We start from the raw sequence: 20,324 nt of genomic DNA, 5'->3' as shown, positions 1-20,324 counted from the left end.
GTCGACAGGTTAGCTTCCCAGTTCCAGTTGATTTTTGACCAGCTCATAATAGCGGCCCCTGTTGGCGGTAAGCTCGGCATGGGTGCCTACTTCCACCATCTGGCCTTTTTCCAGCACTACGATCTGGTCGGCGTTCTTCACTGTACTCAGACGATGTGCAATAACCACCACCGTCTTTCCTTCAAAAAAGCGGTCTAGGTTCTCCATGATCACCTTCTCGTTATTGGCATCCAACGCGCTGGTCGCTTCATCGAAAAAGAGGTACTGCGGATCTTTATACACGGCTCTTGCAATCTGCATCCGCTGCTTTTGCCCGGCGCTGATACCGTTGCCCGAGTTACCGATCTTGGTCTGGAAACCCAACGGCAGGTCTTCCACAAATTCACGGATATTGGCCACTTCCACAGCATGCATGATCTTCTTCATATCCACACGCTCATCGCTCACAGAAATATTACGGGCTATAGTATCGGAAAAGATAAAGCCATCCTGCATTACCGTTCCGCACTCGTTACGCCAGGACTTGGGCGATAGCTGCTTCAGCTCTTTACTGCCGATCATGATACGCCCTGATGTAGGATCGTAAAACTGCAGCAGCAGCTTGAGCAAGGTGGTCTTACCGCTGCCGCTCGAACCCACGATCGCCGTTACCTTACCTTCCGGTATTTCGAGGTTGATATCCTTCAGCACAAAAGGAGACTGCGGCCCACCGTATTGAAAGGATACGTTTTCCAGAAGGATGCTGTCCGATTTCTTTTCCATCGGCGATAAAGCCACCAACCCTTCCAGCTCTTCTTCTTCGCGGTTATGGATCTCACCAAGACGGTCGAGGCTGATCTTGGCATCCTGTGCCGCCTGCACAAAACCGAGTAATTGATCCAGCGGGCTGTTCATCTGCCCGATGATGTAACTTACCGAAAGCATCATACCCAGGCTCATATTGCCGCTCATCACTTCTCTCGCGCTGATGTAAGAGATGAGGATATTCTTCAGCTGGTTAAAAAACACCGAGCCCACCTGCTGGTACTGACCCAGTGCCAGGCCCTGCACGCTGATCTTGTACAGCTTGGCCTGCACCTTTTCCCATTCCCAGCGTTTGGGGGTCTCGCAATTGTTGAGCTTGATCTCCTGCATACCGGTGATGAGTTCAAACAGGACGTTCTCGTTATCGCTCATGCGTTGGAAACGCTTATAATCCAGTTCTCTCCTTTTCTTCAGGAAGAATACGATCCAGGCGATAGACGCGATGCTGAAGACAGCAAACACCAGCAGGATCTTAAGGCTGTATATGGCCAGCACGATCGTAAAGACAAACAGGTTCACAAACGAGAACAGGGTCGATAGGGTTGTACCGGTAAGGAAGCTCTGGATACGGCTGTGGTCGCCGATACGCTGATGGATGTCGCCGATCATCTTGGTATCGAAGAAACGTATAGGCAGCTTCATCAGCTTGATCAGGAAGTCGGAGATAATGCTGATATTGATCCGGCTGTTCATATGCAGCATGATCCAGCTGCGTATCATTTCGATGGCCGTGCTGCCGGCAAAGAGCACCAGCTGCGAGATCAGCACCAGGTACACGAATCCCAGGTTCTGATGATTGATACCGTAGTCGACCAGTCCTTGTGTAAGGAAGGGCGTGATCAGCGACAGCACGCTGGCCACCAGGATGCTGAGAAAGAGCTGCAGCACAAACTTCCGGTAGGGCCGCAGGTAGCTGAACAGGAATTTGAATCCCTTCGTATCCTTCTGGTCTTCTTTCGACAGGTAAAAATTTTCAGTGGGCTCCAGCATCAGCACGATCCCCTCTTTGCCGTCTCCCAGCCAGCTGCGCAGGAAGGTTTCGCGATCTACCTTTACCAGCCCGTGGCCGGGATCGGCCACCAGTATCTTATCATTCTTTTTATTGCGGTCATAGTTCTGCGGGGGCAGTACAACAAAGTGCCTCTGGTTCCAGTGAAGGATGCAGGGCAAGGTAGCCTCATCGTCGAGCTGGGCAAAGGATATCTTCGCGGCAAGGGTACGAAACCCGATCTTTTCCGCTGCTTCGCTGATACCCAGCAGGCTTACCCCTTCCCGGGTAATAAAGGATTGTTCTCTTAAGTATTCCAGGGAGTAGTTCTTGCCGTAATGCTTGGCTACCATACGCAGGCAGGTAGGCCCGCAATCCATCGCATCAAGTTGTCTGTAAACGGTGAACGGCATCAGTTTTTCCTTTTTTTTGTATGCTCAGTTGTGATGAATAATATCTTTCCAGGAAGTGGTAGATCACCAGCTCGTATTTCCGTTGCTGGGCTACGAACAGCCGGTTCATGTACATGTGGATATAGCTGGGCAGCAGCTCGAAGAACAGCTTACGGCTGTCGGCGCCCTTCAGCTTTTCCTTCATGCGCTGGATTACCGGCGCATTCTCTTCGGAGCGGATGGCAAACAGGGCCACGGCCTCGTCGATCTCGTTCTCCACATCCTTAGAAGGGTCCATGTGCTGAAAAATGCTTTTCTGATGCTTGCGGTATTTATCATTCAGCAACTTCTGCAAAGGCGCCTGTCCGCCAAACTCCCTGAAGAACCCGCTTTGTATCTGGCGGGCCAGCTCGGTTTTATCTTCCAGCTCCAGGCCGAAGTCGCTCAGCAGGATATCGATGCCCCGCATTGCAAAGAGGAAGCGGTACTGCTCGCCCTCAGCGCCTTCCAGCAAATTGATGAATCGCAGGATAGCAAGGCTGTCGTTGTGAAACAACAATTCGGCGTCTTCGATAAACTCATGGTGGTAGCGCTCCAGCTCACGGGAATAGGTGTCGACCGATACCTTGTCGATCATGCCGCTGTCGAGCAGGGGCTGCAGGCAAAGCATGAGCTGCTTCTGCACCGCCAGCTGCCTGTCGGGGTCGCTATTATAAAAACGGAACCGGAGATGCGAAAAGTCGTCGCGGTAGCGGATAAAGAAAAATTTCTCAAACAATTGTTCCTCCAGGCCCGACTCTATAAAAGGCAGCAGGTTTTCCTTCAGCACCTTTTCTGCCGTTTTGGTACCGCAATAGATCTTAAAATAGAGCCATTCGCTGAAGGGTGTGAATTTCTTCTGTACGTTACCTGCGGTTGCGGCGATAGCCAGGGGCTCCGTAGCAGCGGCAGGCTCCACGGCAGCTTCTTTTTTCTCTTGTCCCTTCTTTGGCTTACCAGCGGGCGCTGCTTCCTCTTTCTTCGGTTCGCGGCTGAGCGGAATGATCACCTCGTTGGTAAAGGGATTGCCTTCGCCATCGGTTACAATGCAGTTCTCTTCCGTAAAGAGGAATTCTTCGATCGTAATGTTCTTGTAACGCTTCAGGTAATGCAGGAACAATTCGATGCCGGCTTCCTCGCCGAAATCGAGCAGCAGCTCGTTGTCTCCTTCTTTATAAACCACCTGCTGCGGGATATTGGCTTCTTCGCGCCACTTGTTCAGGAAGGCTTTCTGGGCTTCCTTTTCCTTCGGCATATCCTTTATATCTTTCTCCTCAACCTTCCAGGTGGCTTTATACAGGATCAGATCTTTGTACACCACGCGGGGCAGGTGCTTCAGCGCCGCGAGGTTGCCCCAGTCCCATACACCGGCATAGGAGAGTCCCTGGGTCTGCAGGTCGCAAAGGAATTTATAGACCGGCAGGCTGCGGTAGCCAAAGTTATGCGCGGTCGTCAGCCTGGGGATCACTCTTTTATTGTGTTTTTTGCTGCGCAGGATCACTTCGTTGTTGCGTACGCTCACCATCAGGTCTTCGACAGGGATCTGGTGCTCCGTATCGATCCCGGACTTGCCGATGTAAGGGATTTCGTATCCGCGCAATACAGGGCGCAGCAGGATATTGCCGATGCGGGCCTGAGGCAGGTGCGCGATCTCGGCGTATAAGGCATCTTTATGTTCGGTTTCTTCCGCTTTCAGCACTTTGCGGGTAAAATCGCGCAGCGCATCGCTGCCCGAGGTAAAGCGTCCCAGCAGGTTGCCCGCCGACGGACCGCCCATACCGGAAAGGTCAAAGGAAAAATGTTCGGGATCCAGCTGTCCGTCCTTCTTCATCAGGCTGCCCATCACATGGATGCTGTTGGCAAAGCGGAAGGAAGCGATGCGGCCTTCAAATTCTTTCAGCTCTTCGGGCTTGAGCTCGATGAAGGGTTTCTTGTGCTTCAGGTAATCGTTGTATTTGCCCAGCGTGTATTGCTGAAGGTAGTCAAACTCGCCGCCACCGCCACCGCCGCCGGCATAGCCGATATCATCGACCAGGGGACCGCCGCCGGCCGATTCGTCTCTTACTCCTGCATAGCCAAGACCGAGATCGGCGTCAAGAATAATGGCCAGGGGCACTTCTCCTTCTTCGTAACGGTTAAAGAAATTCTTCTTGAAATCTTCCAGCTCGCCGTTCTTTCCCTGGCGTGCCAGCACGGTAAGCTCTTCTGCTTGCTTCACTACGGCTTCGATCAGGTCTTTGCTCACCGAGTTTTGGGCAACGGAAAGATAGAGATCGGTCTGCAGCGTATTCTTAGGCACTTCAAGGGCCAGGCCGAGGTCTTTCAGCCGTTGCTCAATCTCCCGGAGATAGGCCACGCCTTCCTTAGGCTCACGGATCATGGCCTGTATCTCTTTCAGCTTCGACAGCACTTCTTCTACCCCGGTAAAGGCCTGCAGCTGGTCGATAAGCTGGTCCAGAGGCTCCTTACCGGTAACACAAGGCTCCAGCTCCGAGATCAGCAGCTGGGACTGGATCATGCTGAGGATAAATTCGCGGGCTTCTTCTTCCGTTACATCCTCCATGCTGCGGATCAGCATAGCCAGCCCGCTGATGCCGGCTCCCTGCTGCGCGCGTTCCAGCACCGCTTTGATATAGTCTGTTTTCTCAATAGAAGTCAAATGGTAGCTGCGGGTATTGTTGTCGATCGTATATTCCGCATAGCGAAAGCCATCAGGCAGCTCATACAGGCTGTTGTTGGTATAGAACTTCAGCTGCTCCTGTAGCTCCGGTTGCTGTTCCAGCATCTGTATAATGCCCGACAGATAGTTCATGTCGAGCCGCAGCCGGCGCATATGGGTGCTGTTGTCGGCCAGGGTAATATTCGTATCCTCATCAGTTACCGGTACCATAAGGCTGCCTGCAAAAGTGCCGTAGGGAGTACAGCGGGAGCAGCTGCGCAGCCAGTATTTGGCAAAGCTGAGCTCCAGCTTTTCCTTATCCTTCCCTTTCAGCTCATCGCGTTTCAGGAACTCGTTCCAGTATTCCGGTGAAGAAAGGTAAAGTCCTTCCTGGAAAATGGGGCTGGTCCCCGACAGCGGCCGGTACGACAGCTTAAGGCTTTGCAGTGGCGTGCGCAACAGTATGTTTGAAAAATGTTGAAGCATAGTGATTGGTTTAAACCTTCAAATTTGAAACTAGTTACGAAGCTATCAATTTATATAATTTAACTTTCACAAATTTTTATTTCACATACCATCCATTCGGATGGTATGGGGCGAATGATGAAGATACGATTTTCAGACCTGCCGGAATGCAGCAGAAGCCAAATTTGGGGGAAATCACCCGTTCCGCATCAGGCAATAATCCCATCGTATCGCCGGTAAGGCAAAGAGCAGGGCCAGGCCTGAAGTCCATTGGTCATGGTCCCGGACTCAAAGATCAGCGTTTTTCTAATCCGGAATTCCCTGGTACTTCAAAATACAGGATTTCCTGTATCTATCGCGCCATTGCAGCGATGCCGTAGCACCATCGCCGCATCAGTCGTATGCAGACAATGTTGCGCAGCGATGCGTTACGGAAAGTTTATCGGAATGGCTTGTTGTATTATTGCCGGTGCAGGGAATCTATCGCCGGGATGTGGCATTTTCTTCCTGATTCGGTGGCGGATGCTTGGTGTTCAGCTTTATTTTTTTCATCGTTTAGCGTGTTTGGGCTACGATCCTGTTACGCCCGGATCAATCGGCGTACCGTTCCCGAAGAAAATGAACGGTGTGACCTGCTATCGGTATCGCTGCTGGAAACAGCATGCAACCTAATTTACGGACAAGTTAATGATATTAATTGAGAACCGAACAAGAGGTTTATATTTAACCAGGTTGCCTGTCTTTTCGCCGATAAGTTGACGCGGAAGCAGGAAGTCCGGCACCGCTGTGTGCTGAAGATACTTGATTTTTTTCCGAAGTCCGGTATCATCAAAAAAGCAGCGCATTCATGCGCTGCTTTTTTGATGGTCTGGATACTTCTCTTTCATATCTGCCGACTTCTGTACTACATGTCCATTCTCGTGTGAAACGAACCTGTGGGCTGTAAATGCTTATCAGGTAGAACGAGACAAATCCAGCCGGCACCAAATATAGCCTTGCAATTAGAAGCACAGGTCCAATTCAGCTTAACCCCAGTCACAGAACGTGACGGTGTTGCATCGGACACATTCGCTGGGAGAAACGCTACATTGGCCGACCAAAGTGACTCTGGGTACGCAATGGTCCGTTATACTTTCATCCTGACACGATTGGCAATTGGTGTACAGTACGGTTTGCAAGGGTCCTCCACCGATAATTATTCCCTTTGTTGCGCTATTCAGGTCAGCAATAATTACTTTCTGAAGCTTAAGTCCAGTGATACTTACTTTTTTCTTTTTCATGTTCTTTCATTTTAACTACTCGTATTGTCGCATAAGATTTTGCGCTGCCATTTTACGTGTACAGGCACGTTTGCCTCCGCATTTATTATCCGCCCTTTAGGCAAGCGGCTAAATCGTCAAAACATATCGTTTGATGCTTCAGAGGAGCAAGGGAACATAAACGGAATCATCAAATTTGCATTGCAGCTCCTGTTCATTCAAGCGGGAGTTTACCAATCTGCCCGCCCGGTTTGTATAACAGTCAGTCGGATGCACTGATATTGCTGCATCATCTTTGGCCCCCAACGTTTCCTAAGCTGTCTTTGTCTTTTATTTAGCTATCCGAAAATAGCAGGGAAAGGATGGCGACAGGAGCGCATTCCCAGATTCGTTATAGAATTTCCCAGATTTGTCTTAATATGCAGTAAAGAACGGCACACCGAACTCCAGACCATGGCAAGAATTCTGATCATCGACGATGACCCGGCGATATGCCGGCATCTGGAAGCTTTAATCGCAGCAGGGAGTAATCATATAATAGCAGGCTCAACCGGCAGAATCAGCGAGGCCGGGGTATTGCTCGCAACCACACGACCCGATATCGTGCTGCTCGATATCGAATTAAAAGATGGTAATGCCTTTGATCTTTTGCAGGCGCTTCCACAGGGCCATTCCTTCCAGGTCATTTTCATAACGGCTTATAACGAGTATGCGATCAGGGCGATCAAATTCGGGGCTCTCGATTACCTGCTGAAGCCTGTCGATACCGGAGAACTCTATGGGGCGCTGAACAAAGCTGCCCGGGCAAAAGAACCCGGCCCGGAGCGGCTGGCGATCACCATCGATCACCTGTCTTCAAGGGACCATGCCGCCGACGGTCGTATTGCTCTGCGCTCCCAGCAATACCTGACTGTAGCCTATTTCAGCGAGATTGTCTACTGTGAAGGGAATGCCGGCTATACTACTTTCTACTTTGCCGATAACCGGAAAGAGCTGGTAACCCGTTCCATAAAGGAGTATGAAACGTTACTGCCGGCTTCCTGGTTTACCCGTACACACCAATCCTACCTGGTCAACCATCGTATGGTCCGTAAATACCATAAAGATGGTTATCTGATTATGCAGAACGGCGCAGAAATCCCGGTGGCCGTCAGGAAACGGGATGCAGTGATCAAAGCAATTTCTGAATAACTTCTATACCCTCCTACCTTATGAACAAATGGGTTTTATTTCTGCAAGCGGGATTGCTGTTCTTTTTCGCATTATCCTCCTGCAATCATACATTCCACGGGCAGCAATCTTTTGAAGAGACAGTTAACCCTAAGGCGCTACGTGTTTGCGACAGCTTATACGAGATCAGGATCGATATGAACGACCCTAAAGCTTTCAATCCTTTGAAGAACGCCTATCTTCAGCTATCTCGCGCTTTTCCTTTTCAAAGCGATTCGGCCACCCATGCCATGATACAGCTGGAGCTGGCCAACCTGTTCGGTGCCGCGGGTCAGCCGGATTCTGCTATCGCCTATTCAGAAAAGATACTGCCTTTCTTTGAGGCGCATCAGCAATGGCAGAAGCCTCTGATCCGGTGCTACAGCATCCTGGGCATGAATCTCCGCAATATCGGGCAGAGTATGTTTACTGCTAACCGCTATGCCACACAGGCTGCTGCGCTCCTTCTGCTTCCGGGGGCGGATACCTTTTTCAGCTTTTCTGCAAAGGCTCAGATATTCTATAGCGCCGCAGCCAGCAACTCCCTGTGCGATCAGCATGAACAGGCGCTTCGCTTCGCCCGGGAAGCGTACCGGCTGATGAAGGAAAATGACACCGCCGATATCAGCCCCTATATGCGTATACGGCCCGTAGTGGAGCTGTTCCAGATCCACACGCAAATGAAACAGTTCGATTCAGCAAGGAAATACGTTGATGAGGCAGTGCTTCAGGCAAACGCTCCGGCCTATGAAGCCATCAGACCACAGATCAGGAGCCTGCAATCCAGTTATTTCTTTGCGATACAGCAATACGACAGCGCTCTTCACTATTTATCGCCACCACAACCGGGAAGCATAGCTGATAGCACTTTCTATATCTATGTAAACCTGGGATGCCATACCCTCCTTGGCCATAAAAAAGAGGCGGCTTATTATTACAACATGGCGCAGAGACTCGGACGGAGCAACCCGGACTGGTCTAACGCAGATAACGACTACGCCTTTCACAGGGCACAGTACCTTACCCTGTACGGCGACCGGAAAGAGGCCCTGCGTGCCTTGGGCCTGTTCGACTCCCTGTCTTCGGATATCTATAATAAACAACGCCTGGAAATGTTTGCTTCTATTGAATCAGAGTACGACCTGGCTGATAAGAAAAAGAACATTGAGGCGCTTAACCGGGTCAATGCGGCGACAAAGAGTGAGCTTCGGAAGAAGAATACCTTTCTGCTGATCACAATACTGGTTGCTTTACTGGTTACTATTGTTGTGATCGCGCTGCTGCTGTTGGTTCGGCAGCGCAGATTGAGATCGGAGAAGCAGCAGCTGGAGGCCGAGCGGAATAAGATCGCGCTGGAGCAGCGCCTGCTGCGTACCCAGATGGAGCCGCACTTCATCTTCAATACCCTTGCAGTACTGCAAAGCCAGGTATACCATCACGAGTATGAAAAAGCAGGCGCCTACCTCGGCCATTTTTCGAGGCTTCTGCGCACCAGCCTCGAAAATTCCAGGGAAGACTTCGTGCCGCTGCATGAAGAGATCGAAGCCCTTAACGCCTACCTGGCCCTGCAACAGCTTCGCTTTGAAAATGCCTTTGATTACACCATACGCCTTTATGATGGCTATGAAGAAGATACGATATATATACTACCCATGCTGCTGCAGCCCTTTGCCGAAAATGCGATCCAATACGGGCTGGCACAAACCGAACGGCTGAAGATAATCATCGCTATCGATAAGAAAGGGCCTTTGCTGCATTGTGTGATCACAGATAATGGCGGCGGCATCAGGAAAGAGAGAACACAGCCGGGTAAAAAATCTTTGTCGACACAGATCATTAGGGAGCGCCTGGCAATATTATCGGGGCAATCGGGACACCAGGCCTCGCTCGAGATGAGCAATACCACCGATGGTACCGGCACAATCATTACCCTTATTTTTCCCTACCTGCAGCAAGAAACTTTATCCTGAGAAAAAGGCCTTTATAGCCTACTATGCGCTGTCTCCAGACCCCAATCGCATATCCTGTACGCGATCTTATGCCGTTGTCATCAGCTCGTCTATGGTACATCCCAATAGTGCAGCAATCTTTAATTGCTTGGTGTATGGGATCTGGAAAGCCGCTTCAGCTTCGGTATTGATCCACCGGTAGAAGGTGCTGCGCGATGCGGGCTGTATGGCTTCCAGCAGCCGCCGCATTATCATTTCATGCTCTTTACGGGTAAGCTTGTCCAGCCTTTCCCTGATATTGTACTTCAGTTGTCCCATTATTGATACATTTGTAGTATTTTCAATTATCTTTACATACTGCATTCAATTCGCATGTTTTAAGCATAAAGCAAATGTATATAAATGTAAGTTACATTAACTGCTAATTGTTTAGATATTTATTTATAAGCTCTGTTGATGATTGACGTTAAAAAGTTTAGAAAAGAGAAGAAATTAACCCAGGTCGCCTTCGGCAAACTAATGGGTTATACCCACGCCTATATCTCCAATGTCGAAAACAGGAAAGAGCCGGTAACGGATAATTTTCTCGACAGGCTTCATGAAGTATTCGGCATCGAAGTTGAAGAATTCAAGAGCTACAATCAGAAACCTGTTATCGACGACCCGGGCGAGGAGTATCTTCCCAAGTGGAAGGAGAAGTATTATGAGCTGCTGGAGAAATACAATCATTGCCTGGAAGAAAAAGAAGCGCTCAGCAAGAAGCTCGCCGACTAAGAGACCTGAGTTGTTCCTCCGGAATCGCGCCGTAAGCCGCCCGCCCCGGGCAGGGTCCCTCATTGTTTTTCCGCTATCCTTTCCCGGGCAAGGCATTGCGCCGCCCGGCCTATATTTTGCCATTCTCTTGCACAGGGATAACGCTTGTTGTTTACCTTTGCAACCTGTTTAAGCACCATATTTACTAAAAACTGTTTATTCTATTTTCCGATGAAAGTAACGGAACACCTTGCCGGCGCTACCAAGCCGCTCATCTCTTTTGAAATATTACCGCCGGTAAAAGGCAAAAGCATCGACAACATCTTCAACAACCTGGATCCGCTGATGGAGTTCCAGCCTTCTTTCATCAACGTTACCTATCATCGCGCCGAGCAGACTTATAAAAGGCGTCCTGACGGCAGCTTTGACCGCATCGAGATCCGCAAACGCCCCGGCACTGTCGGTATTTGCGCCGCGCTCATGAACCGCTATCGCGTGGATGCCGTGCCGCATCTTATTTGCGGCGGCTTTGCCAAAGAAGAAACCGAGAATGCGCTCATTGACCTGCACTACCTGGGCATAGACAATGTGCTCGCGCTGCGGGGAGATTCACCCGGCAATGAAAAGTTCTTCACGCCGCATCCGCAGGGGCACCGCTATGCTGTAGAGCTGGTACAACAGGTAGTCAACCTCAACGAAGGCCGCTACCTGGAAGAAGACATTGTAGATGCAGGCAAAACGGATTTTTGCATCGGCGTAGCCGGTTATCCCGAAAAGCATTTCGAAGCGGCCAATATGGAACTCGACCTGCATTACCTCCAGCAGAAGATCGCCGCCGGCGCCGACTATGTCACCACCCAGATGTTCTTCAACAACAACTGCTATTTTAAATATGTGGAGAACTGCAAGAGCGCCAATATCCATGTGCCCATCGTACCCGGGCTTAAACCCCTGACCAATAAAAAGCAGCTAAGCATGATCCCCAGCATATTTCATGTGGATATTCCCCAGGAGTTTACCAACGAGATGCTGAAGTGCAAGACGGATGCGGATTGCGAGCAGGTGGGCACCGAATGGCTGATTGCCCAGTGCCGGGAGCTGCTGGCCCAGAAAGTCCCTATCCTGCACTTCTATACGCTGGGTAAGCCTAAAGTCGTGTACAATGTGGTGAAAGCACTGCTCTAAGCCGGAAAGCATTTTGCGGCCATAGCCTTTTTGCCTACCTTTGTCCCGATGAAAAAGACAGGTCTACTCGCAGCCGCATTGCTGGCAGGCGCTTACCAGGAGGCGATAGCGCAGGGTTGTTCAGTATGTACGCAAACCGCCGCAGGGCTTGGCGCCAGCAGCGCACAGGGCTTGAACAGCGGCATCGTTTATCTCGCATCCATTCCGCTCCTGTTTATGGGTACCGTAGGCTATATCTGGTACCGCAAAAGCCGCACCGCAGCTACAGAAGAATAAACAAATGATATAAAAAGGTTGCCAACATATTGGCGACCTTTTTTCTACACAGCCGGCCGTTTAAGCCGCCGCGCGTCCCGACCGGCCAGCTGCGTGCAATGTGACGAAGCCCCGGCAAACCTGCTTCCTAGTCTTCCCTTCCCGGTCCGAAGAAATAAGACAAACCGAAACCGAAATAAGTAGCCTGCTGGTTCAGCACGAGATCAGGCTTATCGTTACCGCTGCCGAAGTAAAGCGCGGTATTTTCCCGGAAGACGTCGAGCAGCATCTGGCGCAGGAAGATCTGCACGCAAAAGTCGTGCCGCAGATTGTATTGTATCCCTCCTGAAACAAAAGGAAGCAGCTGCCTCCGCGAACGATCGATCAGGTCATTGTCGACAATGCCATTACCCTGCTGTAGCTGCGCCACGAAATAGTTGCTCCACTCCACGCCGATACCCGCCATCCACTTCAGCCGTTCCCTTGCTGTAGAGAACATAACTTCGGGATTCACCACCAGGCCCGCCCTGTCCACGGTAAAAGGGCCATAGCCTTGTATATTGTAACGGGTAAAATCCAGCTGGAAGCTGATCCGGTTACGCAGTGCCAGGGCATTTTCCTCCATGCCTTCCACGATATTGACCAGGCTGAGGCCTGCGCTGCCCCATATCCCGAACGGCGTTCCTTTTACTGAGAAGATGGGCAACTTTCCCGCCACCAGGGCTTCTATGGCCGTATGCACTTTAGGTCTTTGTGCAGCAACAGGCAGGGTCGGGCCCAATAGCATCCCTGCGCATAAACCGGTCAAAAAAACGGGATAATAGAATTTAAGCGCCACAATGCTCATCGTCTAAAGTTCATCGATCAGCCTTTAAAACGATTAATGACAACCAATATTGCGAAAGCTGGTATTGTTCATTTTTGAATGCTATTTCAAAAGCAAAGGAGCAGTCAAGTTTTCAAAACTTGACTGCTCCTTTGCTTACAAATATTTACGCTCAATACCTGAACTTATAGCCCAGGCCCACTTGTATTGCACTCAGGCGATAGCCGGGATCGTTGTCGCCGTCTTTCTTATACACACTGCCGAAATAATAATTGTAGCGGGCATCGACAAAAAAGCCTTTGTAAATGTAATAGGTGGCGCCCACCAGTACACCCACCTGCAGGGTTTGCAGATCGTTCAGGTCGCCGTGGTCATAGGTTCTTCCATCTACCTTGGTTTTGCTGGCCAGGTTGAAGTTTACAGAGGCGCCGGCATTGAAGCTTAGAGAAGGAATAGGAAAATAACGGATCATCAGGGGCACGGAGATCTGGTGAAGCGTGCTCTTATTGACCGTCTCTATTCCTGAAAGTGTATAGGTATTCTTTACATTGTGAAAGGAGTACAGGGCTTCTACCTGGCCCTTAAGCTTGGACCCTGCGGGGCCTGATATTTCCAGCAGGCCACCGGCATAGAATCCGGGCCCGAAGGAATTTTTAAGAGAACCCAGGCTGATATCACTGTTGGATATGCCCATGTGCGAGATATTGGCCCCTGCTTTTACGCCAAACCGCAGGGGGGACTGCGCGTAGCTTGCAGTGGACGCGGCGAGCAATAAAAAGACCGATAACTTTTTCATACAGTATGTTGTTTTATCCACGGCGAATATAGAGCAGATAAAACCCTGCCTGGCGCAATTACCAATTATTTAGGCTTCAGCACCAGCCATTTACTAAAGAAAGGCTAAATTAAATGCAACTGCAGATCAGCAACAATGCAAGGAAGATTTTATGCAGGGACCTTTATCATCTTAAAGTGCCGTATCCCGGCTTCTTCAAAGGCGTCCCCGCTTTTGGCAAATCCGTTCTGCTCATACACCGGTACCGCATCGGCCTGCGCATGTAAATAAATGTAAGTGGCTTCCGGCGGCAGGTCGGCCAGCACGGCAGAGATGAGCGCAGTAGCAATACCCTTGCCCCTGAAAGCCGGTAGTACGGCAAAGCGCTCCAGCTTGAACCCGGCTTCGGTACGGCGCCAGCGGGCAGCGCCTGCCGGGATGCCATTAATGGCAGCAAGAAAATGCACGGCGATGTCGTCGTGCTCGTGCTCCAGGTCGGCTGGGCAACCCTGCTCCTGTACAAAAACGGTGTCCCTTATCGTCAGGGCCTGTGCTAAAGCCGTCCCCTCCGTTACTTTGGTAACTTTGATCATTGTCTTTTTATTCGTTGGAAGGGTTTTACTCCATGTTCTGCTGCAGCCATTTCCGCAAACCGGCTTCAGGCATGCCTTTCCGCGACAGGTAATCCTGGAACTGGTCTTCATTGATCTTACCGACGCCGAAATAAATGCTTTGCGGATGGGAGAAGTACCAGCCGCACACCGAAGCGGCCGGGTACATGGCCAGGTGCTCGGTAAGCTCGATACCTGTATTCTCCTTCACCTGCATCAACGCAAACAGCTTGTTCTTTTCCGTATGGTCGGGACAGGCCGGGTAGCCCGGCGCGGGTCGTATGCCCTGGTAAGTCTCTTTGATCAGCGCCTCCTGCCCCAGCGCCTCATCTTTGGCATAACCCCAGTATTCCTTACGCACCTTCAGGTGCAGGTACTCGGCAAAGGCCTCGACCAGCCGGTCGGCCAGGGCCTGCAGCAATATCTTGTTGTAGTCATCGAGGGCTTCGTTAAATCGCTTAATATGAGGCTCAATACCGGCAATGCTTACGGCAAATGCCCCCATATAATCTTCCGGCTGCCGCGCGGGCTTCACAAAATCAGCGAGCGAGAAGCTCGGCTGCCCCGCTGCTTTCTTGATCTGTTGCCGCAGCATTTCCAGGCGTTCCAGCTCGCTGCCATCTTCCTTGTACAACGTAATGGTATCGGGGCCTGTTGCCGCCGCCGGCCAGAAGCCGACTACACCATGTGCCTGCAGCCAGTTTTCTGCAATGATGGTATCCAGCATAGCATTGGCATCGTTGTACAGCCGGGTGGCTTCCTTACCGGCATGCTCGTCGCTGAGGATGGCCGGGAACTTCCCTTTCATTTCCCATGAAATAAAGAAGGGCGTCCAGTCGATATAAGGCCTTATTTCGTTCAGGTCTACATGGCGCAGCACCTTTGGCCCCGTGAACGAAGGTTTAACCGGGCTAAAGGTGCTCCAGTCGATGGGCATGCGGTTAGCTGCAGCCTCTTCGTAGCTGATGTACTGCTTTACTGAACGCTTGCTGTTGAAATCTTCCCGCAATTGCTCGTACTCTTCTTTTATGCCGCCCAGGAAGCCGGCTTTGGTTTGCTCGCTCAGCAGCTGGCCGGCAACGGTAACGCTGCGCGAGGCGTCCAGCACGTGGATCACACCATGCTCATAGCCGGGCGCAATCTTTACCGCTGTATGCATGCGCGAAGTGGTAGCGCCACCGATAAGCAGGGGCTGCTTCATACCACGGCGGCTCATTTCTGCCGCCACGTGCACCATTTCATCCAGCGAAGGGGTAATGAGGCCGCTGAGGCCGATAATATCAGCCTTATGCTTTTCCGCCTCATCCAGTATTTTATCAGCAGGTACCATTACACCCAGGTCGATAATGTCGTAGCCATTACAGCCAAGCACCACGCCGACGATGTTCTTGCCGATATCGTGTACATCGCCCTTTACAGTAGCCATCAGTATCCTGGCGGCGCCGCCCTGCTGCGCATTGGGATTATCCAGCTTCTCCTGCTCGATGAAGGGCAGCAGGTAAGCCACACTCTTCTTCATTACCCTGGCGCTTTTCACCACTTGAGGCAGGAACATCTTACCGCTGCCGAAGAGGTCGCCTACGACATTCATGCCGTCCATCAGCGGACCTTCGATCACCTGCAGCGGCTTGTCATATTTAACGCGGGCTTCTTCGGTATCTTCGTCGATATAATCGGTAATACCATTGACCAGCGAGTGTTTCAGCCGCTCTTCCACAGACGACTTGCGCCAGGTCTCATCCTTTACGATCTCTTTGCCTTTGGCCTTTACCGTCTCGGCAAAAGCGATAAGCGCTTCCGTCGCCTCGTTGTTTTCATTGTTCCGGTTCAGCAGCACATCTTCACACAGCTGTCGCAGCTGCGGCTCTATCTCATCGTAGACCACCAGCTGCCCGGCATTCACGATACCCATATCCATGCCCGCTTTAATGGCATGGTAAAGGAAAACACTGTGTATGGCTTCCCGCACGTGATCGTTGCCGCGGAAAGAGAAGGATACATTGCTGACGCCGCCGCTGACTTTGGCCAGGGGCATCAGCCGCTTGATCTCGCGCGTAGCTTCGATAAAGTCGACAGCATAGTTGTTATGCTCTTCGATACCGGTCGCCACGGCGAATATATTGGGGTCGAAAATAATGTCCTGGGGCGGAAAGCCTACCTGCTCCGTCAGTATCTTGTAGGCCCTGTGGCAGATCTCCACTTTGCGGTCTTTCGTGTCGGCCTGGCCCACCTCGTCGAAAGCCATTACAATAACGGCTGCGCCGAAGGCCCTGCAGATACGGGCTTCTTTAATGAACTTTTCCTCTCCCTCTTTCATCGAGATAGAGTTCACGATACACTTTCCCTGGATACATTTCAGCCCGGCCCGGATAATTTCGAACTTAGAAGAATCCAGCATGATGGGGATACGCGCGATGTCGGGCTCGCTCTGCACCAGGTTGACGAAGGTGGTCATGGCCTTTATCCCGTCGAGCAAGGCATCGTCCATGTTGATATCGAGCACCTGGGCGCCGCTTTCCACTTGCTGGCGGGCCACGCTCAGGGCTTCTTCATACTGCTCTTCGCGTATCAGCCGGGCAAACTTCTTGGAGCCGGTTACATTCGTGCGCTCTCCTACGTTGATGAAATTGGTCTCAGGCCTTACTATAAGAGGCTCCAGGCCGCTGAGGCTCAGGAAAGGCTTAATCGTGCTCATTAAAAAGAATAGTTGTATAGTTAGATACCTGTAGTATCTCGTCTTTGTAAAGTTTCGGCTTCACGGGAAGCCCGGCAAAGTTAATGAGTTTAAACTTTATCCCCGGAGCACCCTCATTCCTTATCGCTCCATACGGCCAGCACATTACCATCGGGATCTGCAAAATGAAAGCGCCGGCCGCCGGGAAAGGCGAAAATATCTTCTGCTATGGTTCCTCCGCTGGCTTTCACCTTTTCCCGGGCGGCTTCCAGGGCTTCGGTATACAGGATCACCAGCGGTTGACCGCCCGGCGTATGTTCCGCGTTGTGATAAAAGCCACCATCCAGCTTACCATCATTAAAAGCAGTATAGTCGGGTCCGTAGTCGGTAAAAGTCCAGCCGAAAGCGGCTTCGTAAAAGGCTTTAATCGCCGGGATATTCCGGCAGCTGAACTCGATGTAATTAACAGAAAGCTGTGCCATGATCGTTTTGGTTATGGTTGAATGAGATGCGGAATAAAGCGGCTGGTGTTGCTGGTGATCAGGCCATCGCTTTCCCTGATCCCTATCCCCGCGGGCTGCTGACCTATGATCCAGCTACCGATCACGGGGTATTGGCCCTCGAAAGCGGGCAGCTCGCAGAGATCCTGGTAAACATAGCCTTCTGCGCCATATTCCCCACCGGTCTGCTGCAGCTGCCGGCCTTGCTTTACCAGCGATATATTGGCGCCTTCCCGCGACAGGATGGGCTTTCGGGCATAGCTGACCAGGTCGCCCTGATCAAAGTAGGCTTTCAGCAAGAGCGGATGGCCGGGATACAGGTGCCAGAGTATGGGCAGGATGGCTTTATTGGAAAGGATCATGCGCCAGGCTGGTTCTATCCACAAGGCTTTGTTACGATCTTCCAGTATCCTTTTGCCAAAAGCATCCTGCACCATCCATTCATAAGGATACAGCTTGAAGATGTTCTTAATCCCTTCATCTTCCAGGTCGGCAAATACTTTGCGGTCATCATCCCAGCCAATATCGTCGATAAAGACCAGGTGGGTATCGATGCCGGCCTGTATGGCGCAATCGCGCAGGTACTCCGTAGTCGTCAGGTCTTCCAGGCTTCTTTTGACACAAGTGAAATGCAGCTTGCCCGGCAGTAGATATTGCTTCAGGTAGCCCCAGTAGTCGACCAGCTTCTCATGAATGCTGTTGAACTGATCTTTGTTTTTATCGAAGTCCTGCAACCAGTACCATTGCACGATAGCGGCCTCGTAAAGGCTCGTCGGCGTATCTGCATTAAATTCCAGGAGCTTGATCTCTCCCTGATCGTTGTAAGCCAGGTCGAAGCGCCCGTATATCGAAGGATGGTCGTCGTTCCAGGAGCGCTCGATCTCGGGCACAAACCAATCGGGTATGTGAAATTTGGCATATTGCCGTGTATCAATAACGAACTGTACCGCATTAAGGCATAGCTCCCAAAGAGCTGCCGTAGCGCTTTCCAGCTGTAGTATTTCATCCATGGAGAAGCTGTAGTACGCGCTTTCGTCCCAGTAAGGTACATTGGTGGAATGAAAGCCGAAACCCAGCTGCTCGACTGCTTTTTCCCAGTTATGCCTGGGTGTGATCCGGATCCTTTGCATAGGGTCAAGGGTTAATGGTCAGGAGACGGAAGAGCTTCCTCTTCCGAAGCCGCCGCGCATAATGGCATTCTTGGTGCTGTTGGTACCTACGTTGGCGTCATGCCCGAGCCCGCCGCTGTAATAGCCGGCATGGTCGTAACGACCGCCGTTGTAACGGCCATAGGGGCGAAAGGCATAATACCAGAGCAGGGCGCCGGCAACGCCCGAGTGGTAATGGGTGCGGGTATAGGAAGCCGTAGTATCTGACCGCATGTATACTTTCTTCTCGTCCCAACTGCCGCTGGCGCCGCGTTGCTGCTCTTTATGGCAGGAGGCTAAGGCCGATGTAATGAGCACCAGGGTGATCGTTTTGCTTTTTTTCATCGCCTTATTTTACCGTGATGTAGATTTCGTAATCTTTCTTCTTATCCTTTGTGCTCAAAGTGTTGCCGTCGTCGTCTTTAACAGGCTCGGTGCCCAGCGACTTCAGCGTATCGGTCGTTACAAAGGTTTGGGAGAGGGCGCCCTTTACCCATATCTTATGAGTAGTCGTCAGCAGGTCGACGCTGTCGGCATGAGTAACGCTGATGACGGTTTCTATAGAGCCGTCCTTATTGGGCTGCCCGACAACGTCTTCATTTTTGTCGTCATCGCCACAACTGACCAGCAATAAGGTCGCCGCCAGCAAAGTGTATAATTTGTTCATGAGAGGGATATAGCAATAAGCATTAGGATAGAAAAAGGATAATGTTGCCGGAATGGATCTTTCCGGCAACTTTGTATTAGTTAAGACACCCAGCCCTGCGCCACGATGTACTCCGCGATCTGCACGGCATTGGTCGCCGCACCTTTGCGCAGGTTATCGGCCACGATCCAGCAATTCAGCGTATTGTCGCGGGACAAATCGCGCCGCAGCCGGCCGACGAATACTTCGTCCCTGCCGGCAGCCAGCACAGGCATGGGATAAACATTATTCTTCGGATCATCCATTACCACGATCCCCGGCGCAGTTGACAGCAGACTGCGCAGCTCGTCCAGGTTATAATCCTGGTTGAACTCGATGTTCACGCTTTCGCTGTGCCCGGCCATTACCGGTACCCTTACCGTAGTTGCCGACACGCGGATGCTGTCGTCGCCCATGATCTTCCGGGTCTCCTGGATCATCTTCATCTCTTCTTTGGTATAGCCGTTATCCTGGAACACGTCGATATGGGGCAATACATTCATATCGATAGGATGAGGGTACAGCGGCTTGTGCGTTGTCTTTTCCCGCTCCGACATCAGGTGGTCCACGCCCTTCTGTCCGCTGCCGCTAACGCTTTGGTAAGTGCTGACCACTACACGGTTGATCTTATATTTATCGTGGAGCGGCTTCAGCACCACGACCATTTGTATGGTAGAGCAGTTGGGATTGGCGATCACGCGGTCTTCTTTATTCAGCACAGAAGCATTGACCTCGGGCACCACCAGCTTCTTATCGGGATGCATACGCCAGGCCGAAGAATTATCGATCACATAGGTACCTACAGCGGCAAAAGCTTCAGCCCACTCCAGCGAGGTAGCGCCGCCGGCCGAGAACAGGGCGATATCGGGGCGCATAGCCACAGCTTCCGGCAGGGTGACCACGGTATATTCCTTGCCCTTGAACAGGACCTTCTTACCCTTCGATCGCTCTGAAGCTACAGGGATAAGCTCCGTTACCGGAAAATTTCTTTCTTCAAGGGTGCGCAACATGGTGTTGCCTACAAGGCCGGTTGCGCCGACTACCGCTACTTTCATAATGGGTGAAACAATTAATTTTTCAGGAATACCGCATGAAACGGATTGGTTGTTATTGAATAAAAGCCTTTCCAAAAGGCCAAGGCGGGGCCT

General features: G+C 51.3%; 18 protein-coding genes. 5 read left to right on the top strand and 13 right to left on the bottom strand.

All coding sequences use genetic code 11. The features are described from left to right. Nucleotides 1–9: 9 nt before the first annotated feature. The 3 genes from DZC79_RS15480 to DZC79_RS21890 form a co-directional block, all read right to left on the bottom strand. Entirely contained in the window at nucleotides 10–2,205 is a 2,196-nt protein-coding gene (locus tag DZC79_RS15480; RefSeq protein WP_118952510.1) for a peptidase domain-containing ABC transporter, read from the bottom strand. Beyond that, the gene (locus DZC79_RS15475; protein ID WP_118952509.1) at nucleotides 2,177–5,368 is read right to left on the bottom strand and encodes a lantibiotic dehydratase; all 3,192 of its coding nucleotides are present in this window, start codon (nucleotides 5,366–5,368) and stop codon (nucleotides 2,177–2,179) included. Before DZC79_RS15475 ends, DZC79_RS15480 begins: the two co-directional genes overlap by 29 nt. A gap of 1,004 nt (nucleotides 5,369–6,372) precedes the next feature. After that, complete coding sequence (locus DZC79_RS21890) at nucleotides 6,373–6,627, bottom strand: class I lanthipeptide (RefSeq protein ID WP_198666908.1); 255 nt, start codon at nucleotides 6,625–6,627, stop codon at nucleotides 6,373–6,375. Nucleotides 6,628–7,059: 432 nt separating this feature from the next. Between DZC79_RS21890 and DZC79_RS15470 the strand changes: the two genes are divergently transcribed. Together DZC79_RS15470 and DZC79_RS15465 are read left to right on the top strand one after the other, a co-directional pair. After that, on the top strand, nucleotides 7,060–7,797 hold the full coding sequence (locus tag DZC79_RS15470; protein ID WP_118952508.1) for a LytR/AlgR family response regulator transcription factor: 738 nt from the start codon (nucleotides 7,060–7,062) through the stop codon (nucleotides 7,795–7,797). A gap of 20 nt (nucleotides 7,798–7,817) precedes the next feature. After that, complete coding sequence (locus DZC79_RS15465; protein ID WP_118952507.1) at nucleotides 7,818–9,785, top strand: histidine kinase; 1,968 nt, start codon at nucleotides 7,818–7,820, stop codon at nucleotides 9,783–9,785. Between the two features lie 66 nt (nucleotides 9,786–9,851). Here the strand turns inward: DZC79_RS15465 and DZC79_RS15460 are convergent, their stop codons facing one another. Beyond that, nucleotides 9,852–10,082 (bottom strand): hypothetical protein, encoded by a 231-nt coding sequence (locus DZC79_RS15460; protein ID WP_157977185.1) that lies wholly within the window; start codon nucleotides 10,080–10,082, stop codon nucleotides 9,852–9,854. A 138-nt stretch (nucleotides 10,083–10,220) separates the two neighbouring features. On the opposite strand from DZC79_RS15460, the gene DZC79_RS15455 reads away from it, so the two are divergent. The 3 genes from DZC79_RS15455 (at nucleotide 10,221) to DZC79_RS15445 (ending at nucleotide 11,978) form a co-directional block, all read left to right on the top strand. Continuing rightward, nucleotides 10,221–10,538 carry a helix-turn-helix domain-containing protein gene (locus DZC79_RS15455; protein WP_118952505.1) on the top strand — a complete coding sequence of 106 codons (318 nt, stop codon included), beginning with the start codon at nucleotides 10,221–10,223 and terminating at the stop codon, nucleotides 10,536–10,538. A 210-nt stretch (nucleotides 10,539–10,748) separates the two neighbouring features. After that, nucleotides 10,749–11,702: a methylenetetrahydrofolate reductase [NAD(P)H] gene (gene metF, locus DZC79_RS15450; protein WP_118952534.1), complete on the top strand. Its 954-nt coding sequence runs from the start codon at nucleotides 10,749–10,751 to the stop codon at nucleotides 11,700–11,702. A gap of 48 nt (nucleotides 11,703–11,750) precedes the next feature. Further along, nucleotides 11,751–11,978, top strand: a complete 228-nt coding sequence (locus DZC79_RS15445; protein WP_118952504.1) for a hypothetical protein — start codon at nucleotides 11,751–11,753, stop codon at nucleotides 11,976–11,978. A gap of 127 nt (nucleotides 11,979–12,105) precedes the next feature. Here the strand turns inward: DZC79_RS15445 and DZC79_RS15440 are convergent, their stop codons facing one another. The 9 genes from DZC79_RS15440 to DZC79_RS15400 all read right to left on the bottom strand — a co-directional run bounded on the left by DZC79_RS15440 (nucleotide 12,106) and on the right by DZC79_RS15400 (nucleotide 20,231). After that, nucleotides 12,106–12,765 carry a hypothetical protein gene (locus DZC79_RS15440; RefSeq protein WP_157977184.1) on the bottom strand — a complete coding sequence of 220 codons (660 nt, stop codon included), beginning with the start codon at nucleotides 12,763–12,765 and terminating at the stop codon, nucleotides 12,106–12,108. 190 nt (nucleotides 12,766–12,955) lie between these two features. After that, nucleotides 12,956–13,579: a porin family protein gene (locus tag DZC79_RS15435; protein WP_118952502.1), complete on the bottom strand. Its 624-nt coding sequence runs from the start codon at nucleotides 13,577–13,579 to the stop codon at nucleotides 12,956–12,958. A 149-nt stretch (nucleotides 13,580–13,728) separates the two neighbouring features. Beyond that, on the bottom strand, nucleotides 13,729–14,151 hold the full coding sequence (locus DZC79_RS15430; protein ID WP_118952501.1) for a GNAT family N-acetyltransferase: 423 nt from the start codon (nucleotides 14,149–14,151) through the stop codon (nucleotides 13,729–13,731). A 25-nt stretch (nucleotides 14,152–14,176) separates the two neighbouring features. Further along, complete coding sequence (gene metH / locus DZC79_RS15425) at nucleotides 14,177–16,864, bottom strand: methionine synthase (protein ID WP_118952500.1); 2,688 nt, start codon at nucleotides 16,862–16,864, stop codon at nucleotides 14,177–14,179. A gap of 113 nt (nucleotides 16,865–16,977) precedes the next feature. Beyond that, nucleotides 16,978–17,325, bottom strand: coding sequence for a VOC family protein (locus tag DZC79_RS15420; protein ID WP_118952499.1), 348 nt, complete (start codon nucleotides 17,323–17,325; stop codon nucleotides 16,978–16,980). 11 nt (nucleotides 17,326–17,336) lie between these two features. Beyond that, nucleotides 17,337–18,473 (bottom strand): glutathionylspermidine synthase family protein, encoded by a 1,137-nt coding sequence (locus DZC79_RS15415; protein WP_118952498.1) that lies wholly within the window; start codon nucleotides 18,471–18,473, stop codon nucleotides 17,337–17,339. A gap of 18 nt (nucleotides 18,474–18,491) precedes the next feature. Beyond that, nucleotides 18,492–18,836, bottom strand: coding sequence for a hypothetical protein (locus DZC79_RS15410; protein ID WP_118952497.1), 345 nt, complete (start codon nucleotides 18,834–18,836; stop codon nucleotides 18,492–18,494). Between the two features lie 4 nt (nucleotides 18,837–18,840). After that, nucleotides 18,841–19,158: a hypothetical protein gene (locus tag DZC79_RS15405; RefSeq protein ID WP_118952496.1), complete on the bottom strand. Its 318-nt coding sequence runs from the start codon at nucleotides 19,156–19,158 to the stop codon at nucleotides 18,841–18,843. An 80-nt stretch (nucleotides 19,159–19,238) separates the two neighbouring features. Next, nucleotides 19,239–20,231 carry an aspartate-semialdehyde dehydrogenase gene (locus DZC79_RS15400; RefSeq protein WP_118952495.1) on the bottom strand — a complete coding sequence of 331 codons (993 nt, stop codon included), beginning with the start codon at nucleotides 20,229–20,231 and terminating at the stop codon, nucleotides 19,239–19,241. Between the last annotated feature and the right edge of the window lie 93 nt (nucleotides 20,232–20,324).

The organism is Taibaiella helva, from assembly GCF_003545695.1.
GTDB classification, from domain to species: domain Bacteria; phylum Bacteroidota; class Bacteroidia; order Chitinophagales; family Chitinophagaceae; genus Taibaiella; species Taibaiella helva.
This window is presented reverse-complemented; position numbering and strand designations above follow the sequence as displayed.